Here is a 15,974-nt window from a genome sequence, read left to right as displayed (position 1 = left end):
CACACGGTTCGTTGACCTGGGTTACCGGGGGTTTGTCAGAGCTCACGGTGTCCTTTACAGTCTTGACCGCAGTGTGACTTGTGACGGCCCGCTCGGTCGTCGCCGCCGGTATCCGACGGGGGACGCGCACGCGGACGCCGCAGATCGAGAAAGAGAGCATTGTTCATGCGTTTTGTCCCGAGGTTGTCGCAGCGCCTCCGCAGGCGCGTGCTCGGCGTGGGTGCCGCAGCCCTCGTTCTGCCGGTTGCCGCCGGCGTCGCCGGAAGCACCGCCGCGCTCGCCGCTCCCGCAGCCGCCGCCCCGATCTCGCATCGGGCACCGGCCGGCGGTTTCGAGGAAGTCTTCGTCGACTCCGACATGGGCCCGATCAAGGTGCAGATCCAGTGGGCCGCCCGCGGCGGTGACGCGGCGCTGTACCTGCTCGACGGCCTGCGTGCCCGCGACGACGCGAACGCCTGGAGCTTCGAGACCAACGCCCGCGACCAGTTCGCCAACGACAACGTCACCCTGGTGATGCCGGTCGGCGGCCAGTCGAGCTTCTACACGGACTGGTACGCGCCCAGCAATCTCAACGGCCAGGACGTCACCTACAAGTGGGAGACGTTCCTGACGGAGAAGCTGCCGGACTACCTCGCCACCCGCGGCGTCTCGCGCAGCAACAACGGCATCCTCGGCCTCTCGATGGGCGGCAGCGCCGCGCTGACCCTGGCGGCCTACCACCGCGACCAGTTCAAGTTCGCCTCGTCGCTCTCCGGCTACCTGAACCTGTCGGCCCCGGGCATGCGTGAGGCCATCCGCGTCGCGATGCTCGACGCCGGCCGCTTCAACGTCGACTCGATGTGGGGCCCGCCGTGGAGCCCGGCGTGGCTGCGCAACGACCCGTTCGTGTTCGCGCCGAAGCTCGCCGGCCTGTCGATGTACATCTCGGCCGCCAGCGGCCTGCCCGGCCAGCACGACACCCCGCAGGGCCTGGTCGGTGTCTACAACACGGCCAACGCCATGGGCCTCGAGGCGCTCGCGCTCGCCCAGACCCGCGCATTCCAGATCAAGCTGGCCACCCTCGGCATCCAGGCCCGCTTCGACTTCCCGGCGCGCGGCACGCACTCCTGGAAGTACTGGGAAGAGGAGCTGTGGAAGGCTCGCCCCCAGATCCTCGAGGCACTGAACGCCTACTGATCGCGCCGAACTCCCCGGCGCACACTGACGGTACGCATGCCGCCCCACGACCCGCGAGGGACGAGGGGCGGCATGCGCCGTTTCGCGGATCGTTGACAAAAACCACACCCGTCACAGCGCGGCGCCCCCACCCGGCGCCCGTTCACGTGTAGAAACAGTCTTCGAGACGCGGGGCCCGGTCGCCCGCCGACGCCCCAGCAACGCAGAAAGTGAGCGATGCCGATGCGAACAGTGCTTGGCGGACGTCGAACCGTGCGCGCCCAGCAGCCGGCGCCGCGTGCCCGTCGGGGCCGGCGGGTCCTCGGGGCGGTCGCCGCCGCGCTCGTCGCGCCCCTCGTCGCCGGAACTCTCGCGGCCGGGGCCGCGTATGCGGAGCCGGTGGACCGCAGCGAGCCGACCGCCGTGCAGGCCCCGGCCGGGGTCACGGTGCAGCGCGTCGACTGGCTGACCGACCGGCGCGTGGCCCTGTGGGTGAACTCGCCGGCCATGGGCACCCCCATTCAGGTGCAGCTGCTGCTCGCCCGGGACTGGAACATCGAACCCGAGGCGCGGTTCCCCGCCGTCTACATGCTCGACGGCCTGCGCGCCCGCGACGACGAGAGCGGCTGGACGATCGAGACGGACGCCGAGGCCTTCTTCGCGGACAAGAACGTCAACGTGGTGCTGCCGGTGGGCGGGCAGTCCAGCTTCTACGCCGACTGGATGGACCAGAACAACGGGCGCAACTACCAGTGGGAGACGTTCCTGACCAAGGAGCTCCCGCCGATCCTCGAGGGCAACTGGCGCACCACGAAGGACCGCGGCGTCGTCGGCCTGTCGATGGGCGGCACCGCTGCGATGTTCCTGCCCGCGCGCAACCCCGGCTTCTTCAAGTTCGCGGGGTCGCTCTCCGGCATCCTCACCACCACCACCCTGGGCATGCCGCAGGCCATTCAGTACGCGATGCAGGACGCCGGCGGCTTCGATTCGTCGGCCATGTGGGGTACCCCCGGCGGCGAGCAGTGGGCCGCCCACGATCCGTACCTGCTGGCGGACAAGCTCGAGGGCGTGAGCCTGTACGTCTCCAGTGGCAGCGGCAGCACCGGCCCGTACGACCAGCCGTCGGGTATCCCGGGCGTGAGCACGAACTACGCCGGCATGGGCCTCGAGATCCTGTCGCGGCTCACCTCGCAGGCGTTCGCCACCAAGCTCAACAAGATCGGCATCCCTGCGCAGGTGGTCTACCGGCCGTCGGGCACCCACTCGTGGCCGTACTGGGAGTTCGAGCTGCACCAGCTGTGGCCGCAGCTGGCCAACGCCCTCGGAGTGGAGGTCACGAAGCCTAACTGCAGCGCCGCCGGCGCGATCGGCGACGCAGCGGCCGCCGGTCCCTGGATCGGCGACTGCCTCACGCCGGAGTACGCCGTCGCGGGCGGGCGCGTCCAGGACTTCCGCTTCGGCCGGATCTTCTCCTCCACCGACGGCGGGGCCCGCCCGGTGGCGGGTGCGATCGGCGGGGCCTACCAGGCCGCGGGCGGCCCGGGGGGCCCGCTCGGCTACCCGACCACGGAGGAACGCGGCACCCCCGACGGCCGCGGCCGGTTCAACCACTTCCAGCAGGGCTCGATCTACTGGACCCCGCAGACCGGGGCGCACGCCGTGCGCGGCGCCATCCGCGACGAGTGGGCGCGGCAGGGCTGGGAGGGCGGCCCGCTGGGCTACCCGGTGGCCGACGAGGTCGCCACCCCCGGCAAGCCCGGCGTGGTGCAGGGCTTCGAGATCGGCGCCCTCTACTGGAGCGAGCCGTTCGGGGCCCACGCCGTACAGGGCATGATCATGGGCAAGTACGCCGAGCTCGGCTACGAGAACGGCTGGCTCGGGTTCCCGAAGACCAGCGAGATCCCCGTCAAGGACGGTGGCCGGTTCAACGAGTTCGAGGGCGGCAACATCTACTGGAGCCCGCTGAGCGGGGCGTGGTCGGTCCGCACCGGGCCGGTCTTCGACGCGTGGAAGAGCGCCGGTTACGAGAACGGTCGCCTCGGCTTCCCCGTCGGGGACGAGTTCCCCATCCCCGGCGGTGTCCAGCAGAACTTCCAGGGCGGATTCGTCACGGTCGTCGACAACGTGGCCACCGTCCGCCCCTAGGATCGGCCCTCGCACACCCGGTGCCGCCACGGCGGCCCCGCGACCACCGGATCGGGCGGTGACCGCGACCCATGGGTCCGGTCACCGCCCGGTCCTCATCTGTAGCCTGGGCACTGCCCATTTCCGACGATTGGATGCGAGGACACCACCACATGCCTGCACGGACCCGTTCGAGCCTGACCCGCGTCCTGGGCGCCGGCGCCGCGGCGCTCGCCGCCGCCGCCCTCCTGGGCGCCTGCGGTAGCGACGATTCCACGGCGACGAGCACCCCGTCGACGTCCGTGTCGGCGACCACCTCGACATCCGCCGCGGAGACCACCTCCGGCGAAGCGACCACCACAGCCCCCGGCGACACGGCCACCACGAGCCCGGGCGAGGCCGCCACCGCGCCGCCGGCGCAGCCGGAGACCGAGCCCGGATTCCCGGGCCCGACCGAGGTGCCGGTGGACGACCGCGGCCAGGCGTTCCTGGACGGGCTGCGGAAGCAGGGCGTGGAGCCGGCCGCGGACGGCAGCATCGCGATCAACACCGCCAACTACATCTGCGCCGCGACCGCCCAGGGCAGCTCGCCCGAGGAGATCAAGACGATCGTGACCGCATCGGTGGGCAGCGAGGCCGCGGCCGCCGGCAAGGAGATCTCCGAGGCCGACGCCGCGACGACCGCCGACGTCTACATCACCGTCGCACGCGACACCTTCTGCTAGGAGCGGCAATGATGACGGCCCGAGCGAAGCAACGACGCCGGAGGCGGGGAATCCTCGTCCTCGGGATCCTGGTCGTCCTGGCGGCCGTGCTCGCGCTCTGGTACATCCTCGCGGGCCGGCTCCCGGTGCCCGGGCCGCCGGGGCCCCTCGGGCCCGAGAAGCCGGAGGCGCAGCCCGCATCGTGCCCGGACGTCCAGGTGGTGGCGGTACCGGGCACGTGGGAGTCGGCGGCCTGGGACGATCCGTACAACCCGACGTTCAATCCGCTGTCGCTGATGCTGAACGTCACGCGTCCGCTGCAGGAGCGCTTCGACGCGCAGCGTGCCGACGTGTACACCGTTCCGTACGTCGCCCAGTTCTCGAATCCGGTGGCGCTCCCGCCGGACGGGCAGCAGTCCTACAACAACAGCCGCACCGCCGGCACCGCGGCGACGGAGGACATCCTCGCGCGCCGCTTCGCCGAGTGCCCGCTGACCAACTACGTCCTGACCGGCTTCTCGCAGGGTGCGGTCATCGCGGGCGACGTCGCGGCGCGCATCGGCGCCGGTGACGGGCCGGTTCCGGCGGATCGGGTGCTCGGCGTGGCGCTCATCGCCGACGGCCGTCGCGACCCGGGCACGGCCGAGACGATCGGCCCGCCCGTCGCGGGCGTCGGCGCCGAGCTGTCCCTGGACGGACTGCGGCTGCCGGGGATCACCATGACCGGCGCGCGGCCCGGCGGGTTCGGGGAGCTCGAGGACAAGGTGGTGGACATCTGTGCACCGACGGACGGCATCTGCGACGCGCCGCCGAACGCGCTGAACCCCGGCAACTGGCTCGCCAGCGCGCCGCGGTTGCTCGAGTACGCGAACAACCCCGTGCACGCCCTGTACAACTCGTTCGTCGTGGACGATTCGGGTACGACGGCGACGCAGTGGGTGGCGAACTGGGCGATCGAGAAGATCGAGGAGGCGCCGAAACCACCGGAGGAGTGATCCCTCCCCGTTGTTACCGGCCGGTAGTGTCGGGGATCACCACCCGATACAATCGTTCCTCGGTCGGCGCTTAGACTCGACCTTCGGTCCTGACCCGGGAAGCTCTCCGGGTCGGTGACGCGCGACCACCGCCACACGAGAAGAGGTTCGATGAGCGCCACCGACGGCTCGGCCGCCACGCAACCGCGGAAGTTTCGTTTCGCCGCGGGTGGCGAGGGCAACGCCGAGGAGGGCGGCGCCCGGCGCTTCGTCAAGCTGGCGCAGAAGGCCGAGGAGCTCGGCTACGACAGCTTCATGATCCCGGACCACCTGGGCAACCAGGTCGGACCCATCGCCGCGCTCGGTGCGCTCGCCGTCACGACCGACAAGATCCGCCTCGGCACCGCCGTCCTCGCGAACGGCTTCCGCCATCCCGCGATCCTGGCCAAGGACGCCGCGACCGTCGACGTCCTCTCGGGCGGCCGGCTCGAACTCGGGATCGGCGCGGGATGGATGAAGGAGGAGTTCGACAAGGCGGGCATCGCCTACGAGCGCCCCGGCGTCCGGATCGAGAAGCTCGAGGAGACGCTGCAGATCCTGGACGTGCTCCTGCGCGGCCAGGAGTGCAATTTCGAGGGCAAGCACTACCGCATCGACGGCCTCAAGGGCAGCCCGCGGCCGCGCCAGGGCCCGCGACCGCCCATCGCGGTCGGCGGCGGGGGACCGAAGATGCTCGCGCTGGCGGCGAAGTACGCCGATATCATCTCGGTGGCCACTCCCACGAACCGCGACGGCCGGTTGTTGCTGTCGGGGATCACGATGGACAAGACTGTGGAGCGGGTGGACGTGATCCGTCGCGCGGCGGGGGATCGGTTCGATGACATCGAGCTGAACTGGACCATCACGATGATTCTCGTCACGGACGATCGCGAGCAGACCGCCGAGATGGCGCTGGCCGCCCTCGACCAGGGATTCCCCCCGAACATCGAGGTGGACGTCAAGCTCACGGTGGACGAGATCCTCGAATCGCCATATCTCGCAATCGGTTCCTACGAGGAGATCGCCGAGCAGATCCGCAACGTGCGGGCGAAGACCGGGATGTCCTACGTGGGGGTCTTCCCCACCCAGATGGAGGCGTTCGCACCGGTGATTCCGCTGTTGGCGGGGGAATGACCGATGCGGATCTGTAACATAATCGTGATTTCGGATCGATGGACAGATTCGTGAGATGCACGGCCGGATGCTGTTGAGCTGTACAGGTACGACGATCCGCTAGCGCGAAGACAAGTGCGGGGCGCAACCATGTCGAGTGGTTGTGGGATCGCTTCGACAGGGAGAAGGAATGAGCGTCGGGTTCGAAGAGTTCATCGATGAGAACGGACAGATCGTGTTGCCCGAGGGCAACACTCTGCTCGACCACCTCGAGCAGCATTTCGCCGAGAACGGCGACGATCTTGCGTACCGTTACATCGATTACTCGCGGGAACGTGACGGCGAGGTCCACGAGCTGACCTGGCAGCAGTTCGGGGTGCGCCTGCGCGCGATCGCGGCCCGGCTGCAGCAGGTCACCAAGCCCGGTGACCGCGTCGCGATCCTCGCCCCGCAGGGCCTGGACTACGTCGTCTCCTTCTTCGCGGCCATCTATGCCGGTACCATCGCCGTCCCGCTGTTCGACCCCGACGAACCCGGCCACACCGACCGGCTGCACGCCGTGCTCGGCGACTGCACGCCCAGCGCCATCCTCACCGCCACCTCCTCGGCGGCCGGGGTCCGGCAGTTCTTCCGGCCGCTGCCCGCGGCGGAGCGGCCTCGCATCATCGCGGTCGACGCGATCCCCGACACTGTCGCCGGCTCGTGGACGCGGCCCCACATCGGCACCGACGACATCGCCTACCTGCAGTACACCTCCGGATCGACGCGCGTGCCCGCGGGCGTGGAGATCACCCACCGCGGTGTGCTCACCAACTGCATCCAGATGGCCGATTCCATCGAACTCAACGAGGGTTCGCGCGGCGTGACGTGGCTGCCGCTGTTCCACGACATGGGCCTGCTCACCGTCATCCTGCCGGCGATCGGTGGCAAGTACATCACCATCATGAGCCCGCGCGCCTTCGTGCAGCGGCCGGGCCGGTGGATCAAGGAACTCGCCGCCGTCTCCGACGGGGCCGGCACGTTCGCCGCCGCGCCGAACTTCGCGTTCGAGCACGCCGCCGCGCGGGGCCTGCCCAAGCCGGGCGAGACCCTCGACCTGAGCAACGTGATCGGCCTGATCAACGGCAGCGAGCCGGTGACCACGTCCTCGATGCGCAAGTTCAACGACGCGTTCGCGCCGTACGGCCTGCCGAAGACCGCGATCAAGCCGTCGTACGGCATGGCCGAGGCGACGCTGTTCGTCTCGTCCACGCGGCACACCGACGAGGCCCGGGTCATCTACGTCGACCGTCACGAGCTCAACGCCGGCCGCATCGTCAAGGTCGACAAGGAGGCGCCGAACGCCATCGCGCAGGTCTCCTGCGGTTACGTCGCGCGCAGCCAGTGGGCCGCGATCGTCGACGCGGAGACCGCCACCGAGGTGCCGGACGGGCACGTCGGCGAGATCTGGCTGCACGGCGAGAACATCGGCATCGGGTACTGGGGGCGCACCCAGGAGACCGACGAGACCTTCCACAACAAGCTCGTCGACCGCCTGCCCGCGAGCAGCCACGCCGAGGGCACGCCCGCGGACGCCCACTGGCTGCGCACCGGCGACTACGGCGTGTACGTCGACGGCGAGCTGTACATCACCGGCCGCGTCAAGGACCTGGTGATCGTGGACGGCCGCAACCACTACCCGCAGGACCTGGAGTTCTCGGCGCAGGAGGCCAGCTCCGCGCTGCGTCCCGGCTTCGTCGCCGCTTTCGCCGTGCCGGCCAACCAGCTGCCGCAGGTGGTGTTCGAGAATTCGCACTCGGGTCTGCAGTTCGATCCCGACGACGCCTCGGAGCAGCTGGTCATCGTCGCCGAGCGGGCGCCCGGCGCGGGCAAGGCGGATCCGCAACCCGTCGCGGACACCGTTCGCGCGGCGATCTCGGCACGGCACGGGGTGACCGCGCGCGACGTGCTGCTCGTGCCTGCCGGGTCGATCCCGCGCACGTCGAGTGGCAAGATCGCGCGGCGCGCCTGCAAGGCCGCCTACATCGAGGGAACCCTGCGCGGTGGTTACACCCAGCAGGCATTCCCCGATAGCGTATAAAAATTGTTCTCTTTCCCGGGTAGCGTGGTGGGTTGATGGCTGACACTGAAATGACCGTCGCGCAGCTGCGCGAGTGGCTGCGGAACTGGATCGCCGAGGCTACCGGGCAACCGGTGGCGCAGATCTCCGACGATCGCCCGATGGAGGAGTTCGGCCTCTCGTCCCGCGACGCCGTGGCGCTCAGCGGCGAGGTCGAGGAACTGCTCGGCGTCACCCTCACCGCCACGATCGCCTACCAGCACCCCACCATCGCGTCGCTGGCCACGCGCATCATCGAGGGCGAACCCGAGCTCCCGGAGGGCGACGACAGCGCCTTCTACGCCGCCGGTCCGGCCGGCAGGACGCACGATGTTGCGATCGTCGGTCTCGCCGCCCGGCTGCCCGGGCACGTGAGCACCCCCGCGGAGATGTGGGAGCTGCTCGCCCAGGGCCGCGACGGCATCACCGACCTCCCCGAGGGCCGCTGGTCCGAATTCGCCGACGATCCGCAGATCTCGTCGGCCATCGCCGCAGCCAACACCCGCGGCGGCTACCTCGACGACGTCAAGGGCTTCGACGCCGAGTTCTTCGCGATGTCGCCGCGCGAGGTCGAGATGGTCGACCCGCAGCAGCGCCTCGCCCTCGAACTCACCTGGGAGGCGCTCGAGCACGCCCACATCCCGGCCAGCGACCTCAAGGGCCGCCCGGTCGGTGTGTTCATCGGCAGCTCCGCCAACGACTACCAGCTCCTCGCGGTGAGCGACCCGTCCGCCGCACACCCGTACGCCCTGACCGGCACGGCCACGTCGATCGTGGCCAACCGGGTCTCGTACTTCTTCGACTTCCGTGGCCCGTCCGTCGCCCTGGACACCGCATGCTCGTCGTCGCTCGTGGCCGTGCACCAGGCGGTGCGCGCCCTGCGCGACGGCGACGCCGACGTGGCGCTGGCCGGTGGCGTGAACATGCTCGTCGCGCCCGCCGCGACCCTCGGCTTCGACCAGCTCGGTGTGCAGGCCCCCGACGGCCGCATCAAGGCGTTCTCGGCCGACGCCGACGGCATGGTCCGCGCCGAGGGCGGCGGCCTCGTCGTGCTCAAGCGGCTCGAGGACGCCGAACGCGACGGCGACACCGTGCTCGCCGTCATCGCCGGTTCCGCCGTCAACCAGGACGGCCGCTCCAACGGCCTGGCGGCCCCGAACCCGGAGGCCCAGGTCGACGTGCTGCGCCGCGCCTACCGGGACGCGCGCATCCTGCCGTCCGGCGTCGACTACATCGAGGCCCACGGCACCGGAACCGTGCTCGGCGACCCGATCGAGGCGGACGCCCTCGGCCGCGTCGTCGGCCGCGGCCGCGACGCCGACAAGCCGGTGCTGCTGGGCTCGGCGAAGACCAACTTCGGCCACCTCGAGGCGGCCGCCGGCGCGGCGGGCCTGATCAAGGTGGTCCTCGCCATGCAGGAGAACCACCTGCCGGCGACGCTGAACTACACCGCGCCGAACCCGTACATCCCGTTCGAGCAGGCCCGCCTGAAGGTCATCCCCGAGGGCGCCGAGTGGCCGCGCTACACCGGCAAGGCGATCGCCGGCGTCTCCGGCTTCGGCTTCGGCGGCACCAACGCGCACGTCGTGGTCCGCGAGTACACCGGACCCGAAGCGGACGCGGAGTCGAGCGAACGTATCGTTCCGTCGGCTGAAGGAGCTGAAGGGCACATTCGCTCGGAGCAGGGCGAGGAACACCCGGTGCTGCTCGCGGTGTCCGCGGCGATGCCGTCGCGTCGTCGCCGGGCCGCCGCCGACCTCGCCGACTGGCTCGAGACCGAGGCCGGCAGCACCACGCCGCTCGCCGACGTCGCTCGCACCCTTTCCCGCCGCAACCACGGCCGCTCACGCGCCGTCGTGATCGCGAAGACGCGCGCCGAGGCCATCGCCGGGCTGCGCGCCGTCGCCGCCGGCAAGCCCGCGCAGGGCGTGTTCTCCGCCGACGCCCCCGCCGCCAACGGGCCGGTGTGGGTGCTGTCCGGTTTCGGCTCGCAGCACCGCAAGATGGCCAAGCAGCTGTACCTCGAGAACCCGGTGTTCGCCGCGGCCGTCGACGAGATCGACGAGCTGATCGAGGACGAGGCCGGCTACTCCATGAAGGAGAAGTTCCTCGACGACGGCCAGGACTACGACGTCGAGACCTCGCAGGTCGGCATCTTCACCATCCAGGTCGCCCTCGCGAAGCTGCTGCGCCACCACGGCGCCGAGCCGTCCGCCGTCGTCGGCCACTCCATGGGCGAGGCCGCGGCCGCGTACATCTCCGGCGGTCTGTCGCTCGAGGACGCCGTCCGCGTCATCTGCGCCCGCTCCCGCCTGATGGGCGAGGCCGAGGCGCTGCTCGAGGGCGACGACATCCGGCTCATGGCGCTCGTCGAGTACAGCGCCGCGGAGATCGAGCTGGTCCTCACCGACTACCCGCACCTCGAGGTCTGCGTCTACGCCGCGCCGACGCACACCGTCATCGGCGGCCCACAGGACGAGGTCAACGCGATCGTCGCGCGGGCGGAGTCGGAGGAGAAGCTCGCCCGCGTCCTGCAGACCAAGGGCGCGAGCCACACCTCGCAGGTGGATCCGCTGCTCGGCGAGCTCGCCGCCGAACTCGCCGGCATCGAGCCGCACAAGCCGAAGGTCGACGTGTACTCGTCGGTCGACCAGGACACCCACTACCGCGCCGGCCACGACCCCATCCACCAGGTCGAGTACTGGACCAAGGGCCTGCGGCACAGCGTGTACTTCACCAACGCGGTCAAGCTCGCCGTCACCGACGGGCACACCACGTTCGTCGAGCTGGCACCCAACCCCGTCGCGCTGATGTCCGTGGCCGCGACGGCGTACGCCGCCGGCGTGATCGACACCCAGCTGATCCAGACCCTCAAGCGCAAGGAGGACGAGCCGCTCGGCGTGCTCACCGCCCTCGCCCAGCTGTACGTGCACGGACACGCCGTGGACCTGCGCAGCCTGCTTCCGGCCGGCGAGTACGCGGACCTGCCGCGGACGGTGTTCCTGCGCAAGCCGTTCTGGCTCGAGACCCGCATCGGGACCGGCGGCAACGCCCGCGTGCCCGGCGCGCACGTCGCGCTGCCCGACGGCCGGCACGTGTGGGAGGTGCGCGCCGACGCCGTCACCGACCTGGGCGAGCTCGTCGTCGCCGCCGCGTCGCAGACGCTCGCCGACGTCACCCTCACCGCGTCCGTCCCGCACGGCGACGTCCCCACCAGCGGCACCCTCACCACCACCCTGACCCGGCACCCCGGCGGCGCGTCGCTGCACGTGCACGGGCGCGATGCGGCGAGCGGCGAGTTCCGGTTGCTGTTCGACGCGGTCGTGGCCTCCGGCGAAGCGCTGCCCGCGCCCGCCGCGGCGCCCGCGCCGGCCGAGCGGTCCAGCGGGCCGGTCGAGACGCTTCCCGAGGTGGTCGAGACCTTCGGCGACAAGTGGAACCCGGCCGGGTCGCAGACCCTCGAGGATCGGCTGGCGCTGATCGTCGCCGAGTCGATGGGCTACGCGCCCGAGGACCTGCCCGTCGAGATCCCGCTGATCGAGCTGGGTCTGGACTCGCTCATGGCGGTGCGGATCAAGAACCGCGTCGAGTACGAGTTCGACATCCCGCAGCTGCAGCTCGCCGCGGTGAAGGACGCCAGCCTGCGCGACGTCGCGAAGTACCTGCGGTACGCCGTGGAGAACCGCGAGGAGGTCGCCGCCCTCGCCGCACAGCAGGCCGCCGACCGCGAAACCGCCGAGCGGGAGGACACGACGCTCGAGCTGCCCCCGATCTCGGCCGTGGAGGACACCGGGGTGGTGCACGAGGCGGAGGCGATCCTCGAAGCCGCCGAGGCCGCTGAAGCCGCGGAGGCCGGTGCGAGCACCGAAGCCGACAAGGCCACCGACGTGACCGACCGGCAGGCGGTTGCGGAGGCATCCGGCACCGACGTGCCCCCGCGCGACGCGGCCGAGCGGCTCACGTTCGCGACCTGGGCCGTGATCACCGGACAGTCCGCGAAGGGCATCTTCAACACCCTGCCGATCCTCGACGACGAGACGGCCGAGCGCCTCGCGGCCCGGCTGACCGAGCGGGCGAACGGCGAGGTCACCGTCGACGACGTGCTCGACGCCGAGACCATCGAGCAGCTCGCCGAGAGCGTGCGCCGGCACCTGGAGTCGGCCGACCGCATCGACGGGCTCGTCCGTACGCTGCGCCCGCGCCCCGAGGGGTCGGACGCCGTCCCGGTGTTCGTGTTCCATCCGGCCGGCGGTTCCACCGTCGTGTACGAACCGCTGCTGCGCCGGCTGCCCGAGGGCACCCCGATGTACGGCTTCGAACGCACCGAGGGCCCGATCGAGAAGCGCGCCCAGGAATATCTGCCGCAGATCAAGGAGATTCAGGGCGACGGTCCGTACGTGCTGTACGGCTGGTCGCTGGGCGGTGTGCTCGCCTACGCGGTCGCCAAGCTGCTGCGCGCGGAGGGCAAGGACGTGCGGCTCGTCGGCCTCATCGACACGGTCATGGCCGGGGAGAAGGTCGAGGACACCCCGGAGGAGATCACCAAGCGCTGGCAGCGGTACGCGAGGTTCGCGAAGAAGACGTACGGGGTCGACGCACCGCTGCCGTACGACAAGCTCGCCGCGACGGACGACGAGGGCCAGGTGCGCATCCTCATGGACCTGCTCAGGATGAGCGGTACCAGGATCCCCGGCGGCATCATCGAGCACCAGCGCACGTCGTGGCTGGACAACCGGGCCATCCAGACCGCGAAGCTCGAGCCGTACGACGGCGACGTGGTGCTGTACATGGCGGACCGCTACCACGACGACGCCATCGAACTCGAGCCCGCGTTCGGAACCCGGCAGCCCGACGGCGGCTGGGGCGAGGCGGTCCGTAATCTGGAGGTCATCCATGTCGGCGGCGACCACCTCCAGGTGGTCGACGAGCCGTACATCGGGAAGGTGGGGGCCGACCTGACACGCAAGCTGGCCGACATCGAGGCCACGAGGAGCTGATCGAGTAGTGACCACGACGACGGCCGGGAAGCTGGCCGAGCTGCGCAAGAATCTCGCGATCGCGAAGGAACCGGCCGGGGAGGCCGCGCTCGCCAAGCGCGCCGCCAAGGGCATCCCCAGTGCCCGGCAGCGCATCGACATGCTGCTCGACCCGGGCAGCTTCGTCGAGATCGGTGCGCTGATGAAAACGCCCGGCCGCGACGACGCCCTCTACGGTGACGGTGTCGTCGTCGGTCACGGCACCGTCGAGGGCCGGCCCGTCGCGGTCTTCTCGCACGACCAGACCGTGTTCGGCGGCAGCGTCGGCGAGATGTTCGGCCGCAAGGTCGCCGCGATCCTCGACTTCGCGCTGAAGATCGGCTGCCCCGTCGTCGGCATCAACGACTCCGGCGGCGCCCGCGTGCAGGACGCCGTGACGTCGCTGGCGTGGTACGCCGAACTGGGCAAGCGGCACGAGCCGCTGTCCGGTCTGTGCCCGCAGGTGTCGATCATCCTCGGCAAGTGCGCCGGCGGCGCCGTGTACGCCCCCATCAACACCGACGTGGTCATCGCCACCGAGGAGGCGTACATGTTCGTCACCGGACCGGACGTCATCAAGTCCGTCACCGGTGAGGACGTCAGCCTCGAGGAACTCGGCAGCGCCCGCAAGCAGGCCGAGTACGGCAACGTGCACCACGTCGCGCCGGACGAGAAGGCCGCGTTCGAGTGGGCCCGCAAGTACCTGAGCTACATGCCGTCGAACGCGCAGGAGAAGCCCCCGATCGTCAACCCGGGGCTCGAGCCGGAGATCACGCAGGACGATCTCGAGCTCGACACGTTCATGCCCGACGCCGACAACTCCGGCTACGACATGCACGACATCCTGCTCAAGATTTTCGACGACGGCGACTTCTTCGAGATCCGCTCGCAGGTCGCGCCGAACATCATCACCGGATTCGCCCGCGTCGACGGCCGGCCCGTCGGTGTCGTCGCCAACCAGCCGCTGTACCTGTCGGGGGCGCTCGACGCCGCCAGCTCGGACAAGGCCGCCCACTTCGTGCGGGTGTGCGACGCGTACGACATTCCGCTCGTGTTCGTCGTCGACACCCCGGGCTTCCTGCCGGGTGTGGAGCAGGAGAAGATCGGCGTCATCAAGCGCGGCGGCCGGTTCCTGTTCTCGTTCGTCGAGGCGTCGGTACCGAAGGTGACCGTGGTGGTGCGCAAGTCCTACGGCGGTGGCTACGCGGTGATGGGGTCGAAGCAGCTCGGCGCCGACGTGAACTTCGCCTGGCCCACCGCCCGGATCGCGGTGATGGGTGCCGAGAGTGCCGTCGCGGTGATCGGTCGCCGCCAGATCGAGGCCGCCGGTGACAACGCTCCCGCGGTGCGCCAGCAGCTGATCAACTTCTACAACGAGCACATCGCGACGCCGTACATCGCCGCCGAGCGCGGCTACATCGACGCGGTGATCGAGCCGCACACCACGCGCCTCGAGATCCGCAAGGCGCTGACGTTGCTGCGCGACAAGACGGTGTTCAAGAACCCGCGCAAGCACCACCTGCTTCCGCTCTAGTTCGTAACACCCGAATTCTGTTCGGGTGGGCCGAATGTCACATGCATGCAATGGAAATGAATGCATGTGACATTCGGCCCACAGCGGTGTCCGGGGTCAGTCCGCGCGTGACCGCACCGGGGGACGCGGGCGCTGTGTGCCCTGGTGGTAGGCGGCTTCCAGGTCCGCGAGCACCGTGGCCGGGTCGTCGCGGATCTGCCTCGGTAGGTGCGACACCACGATGATGCCGTTGCGCTGCATCGCGGCCCGTCGGACGAGCGTCGCCTCGTGCGCCTTCGGTGAGAAGTGGTATTTCAGCGAATCGATCTCCCATGCCACTGCGACCGAATCGAGCCACCCGTCGGGGCGAGCGATCCACGTACCGTCGTCGGTCTCGACGTCGACGTTGTGGGCCATGGGTGGCAACCCGCTCGTCGCGTACAGCTTCTGTGCTGCGATCTCGGCCACGGAATGCGCGTCGTGCGAGAGCTCTCGAACCACGGTGCGCGGCACGGCGCTACCGCGGCAGCTGCCGGCGCGCAGTTCGTGTGCCAGGTCGTCGACGGTCACGTCTCCGCGCTGAATCCCCGACGCCAGCAGGGCACGGCACGGATCGAGCTGCGACATTCTGCGTGCCGCATCGAGCAGACAGCGGTCCACCGGAGCAATTCTCAGCGTGCCTCTGATGATGGGTTCGGGTATCCGCCAGCTCCGCTCGACGGCGACGAACGAGAAGTTGCGCCGATGCTGGGTATGCGGAATGAGTAGCAGCACCTCACTTTTCGTCGCCGAGTTGGTGTAGCCGTGTATCCCGAGCGCGGCATGACCTGAGATCAGCGCCGAATCGCCGCCGTACAGCAGCGCGGCCGTGTTGCGCTGCAACACGGACAGCGGCCCGTTGTGCAGCGCCACCACGCCCGGCAGGACGCGCTGCCACGGACCACCCTTACGGCATCGGCCGGCGATCGTGCCGCCGGCGACGCCGTGCCTCAACAGCGTTGCCGTCCGGATGACGCCGTTGGTGCTCAGTGCGAACAGCTCTTCGGGGTCGTCTCCCCATGTCCCCCGTTTCATGGCTACAGCCTGCAGGGGGATGGTGTCCTACGAAAGACCGTCTCGTCGGCCTGTGGATAACCTTGTGGTGGCCGAATGTCACATGAGTTCAATGTAAGTGACGGTATGTGACATTCGGCCGGGAGACGTGAAGGCGCATGCGGGGGTATTGCGTGCGGGAGTGGG

The 15,974-nt window shown here is 69.9% G+C and carries 9 protein-coding genes; 8 read left to right on the top strand and 1 reads right to left on the bottom strand.

Features of this window, described 5'->3' with window-relative positions:
* Positions 1-165: 165 nt before the first annotated feature.
* The 8 genes from A4U64_RS23290 to A4U64_RS23255 all read left to right on the top strand — a co-directional run bounded on the left by A4U64_RS23290 (position 166) and on the right by A4U64_RS23255 (position 14,756).
* Positions 166-1,176 (top strand): alpha/beta hydrolase, encoded by a 1,011-nt coding sequence (locus A4U64_RS23290; RefSeq protein WP_029547027.1) that lies wholly within the window; start codon positions 166-168, stop codon positions 1,174-1,176.
* Positions 1,177-1,392: 216 nt separating this feature from the next.
* Entirely contained in the window at positions 1,393-3,300 is a 1,908-nt protein-coding gene (locus tag A4U64_RS23285; protein ID WP_221776167.1) for an alpha/beta hydrolase-fold protein, read from the top strand.
* A 152-nt stretch (positions 3,301-3,452) separates the two neighbouring features.
* The gene (locus A4U64_RS23280; RefSeq protein WP_050034380.1) at positions 3,453-4,004 is read left to right on the top strand and encodes a DUF732 domain-containing protein; all 552 of its coding nucleotides are present in this window, start codon (positions 3,453-3,455) and stop codon (positions 4,002-4,004) included.
* A gap of 11 nt (positions 4,005-4,015) precedes the next feature.
* Entirely contained in the window at positions 4,016-4,978 is a 963-nt protein-coding gene (locus A4U64_RS23275) for a cutinase family protein (protein ID WP_043801822.1), read from the top strand.
* Positions 4,979-5,128: 150 nt separating this feature from the next.
* Positions 5,129-6,130: an LLM class F420-dependent oxidoreductase gene (locus A4U64_RS23270; RefSeq protein WP_065923193.1), complete on the top strand. Its 1,002-nt coding sequence runs from the start codon at positions 5,129-5,131 to the stop codon at positions 6,128-6,130.
* 169 nt (positions 6,131-6,299) lie between these two features.
* Positions 6,300-8,189, top strand: a complete 1,890-nt coding sequence (fadD32, locus tag A4U64_RS23265) for a long-chain-fatty-acid--AMP ligase FadD32 (RefSeq protein WP_006941930.1) — start codon at positions 6,300-6,302, stop codon at positions 8,187-8,189.
* Between the two features lie 50 nt (positions 8,190-8,239).
* Positions 8,240-13,204: a polyketide synthase Pks13 gene (gene pks13 / locus A4U64_RS23260; protein ID WP_029547032.1), complete on the top strand. Its 4,965-nt coding sequence runs from the start codon at positions 8,240-8,242 to the stop codon at positions 13,202-13,204.
* 7 nt (positions 13,205-13,211) lie between these two features.
* Positions 13,212-14,756, top strand: a complete 1,545-nt coding sequence (locus A4U64_RS23255) for an acyl-CoA carboxylase subunit beta (RefSeq protein WP_006941932.1) — start codon at positions 13,212-13,214, stop codon at positions 14,754-14,756.
* A 96-nt stretch (positions 14,757-14,852) separates the two neighbouring features.
* On the opposite strand, the gene A4U64_RS23250 is transcribed toward A4U64_RS23255, so the two are convergent.
* A complete protein-coding gene (locus tag A4U64_RS23250; RefSeq protein ID WP_065923192.1) occupies positions 14,853-15,809 on the bottom strand; it encodes a hypothetical protein in 957 nt (318 codons plus the stop codon).
* Positions 15,810-15,974 lie beyond the last annotated feature (165 nt).

The sequence above is a fragment of the Rhodococcus sp. WB1 genome, from assembly GCF_001700945.1.
Taxonomy (GTDB): Bacteria; Actinomycetota; Actinomycetes; order Mycobacteriales; family Mycobacteriaceae; genus Rhodococcus; species Rhodococcus aetherivorans.
This window is presented reverse-complemented; position numbering and strand designations above follow the sequence as displayed.

Bases quoted from the DNA above. Each gene is read 5' to 3' on its own strand.
- A4U64_RS23290 (WP_029547027.1), top strand. From the start codon at position 166: ATGCGTTTTGTCCCGAGGTTGTCGCAGCGCCTCCGCAGGCGCGTGCTC.
- A4U64_RS23285 (WP_221776167.1), top strand. From the start codon at position 1,393: ATGCCGATGCGAACAGTGCTTGGCGGACGTCGAACCGTGCGCGCCCAG.
- A4U64_RS23280 (WP_050034380.1), top strand. From the start codon at position 3,453: ATGCCTGCACGGACCCGTTCGAGCCTGACCCGCGTCCTGGGCGCCGGC.
- A4U64_RS23275 (WP_043801822.1), top strand. From the start codon at position 4,016: ATGACGGCCCGAGCGAAGCAACGACGCCGGAGGCGGGGAATCCTCGTC.
- A4U64_RS23270 (WP_065923193.1), top strand. From the start codon at position 5,129: ATGAGCGCCACCGACGGCTCGGCCGCCACGCAACCGCGGAAGTTTCGT.
- fadD32 (WP_006941930.1), top strand. From the start codon at position 6,300: ATGAGCGTCGGGTTCGAAGAGTTCATCGATGAGAACGGACAGATCGTG.
- pks13 (WP_029547032.1), top strand. From the start codon at position 8,240: ATGACCGTCGCGCAGCTGCGCGAGTGGCTGCGGAACTGGATCGCCGAG.
- A4U64_RS23250 (WP_065923192.1), bottom strand. From the start codon at position 15,809: ATGAAACGGGGGACATGGGGAGACGACCCCGAAGAGCTGTTCGCACTG.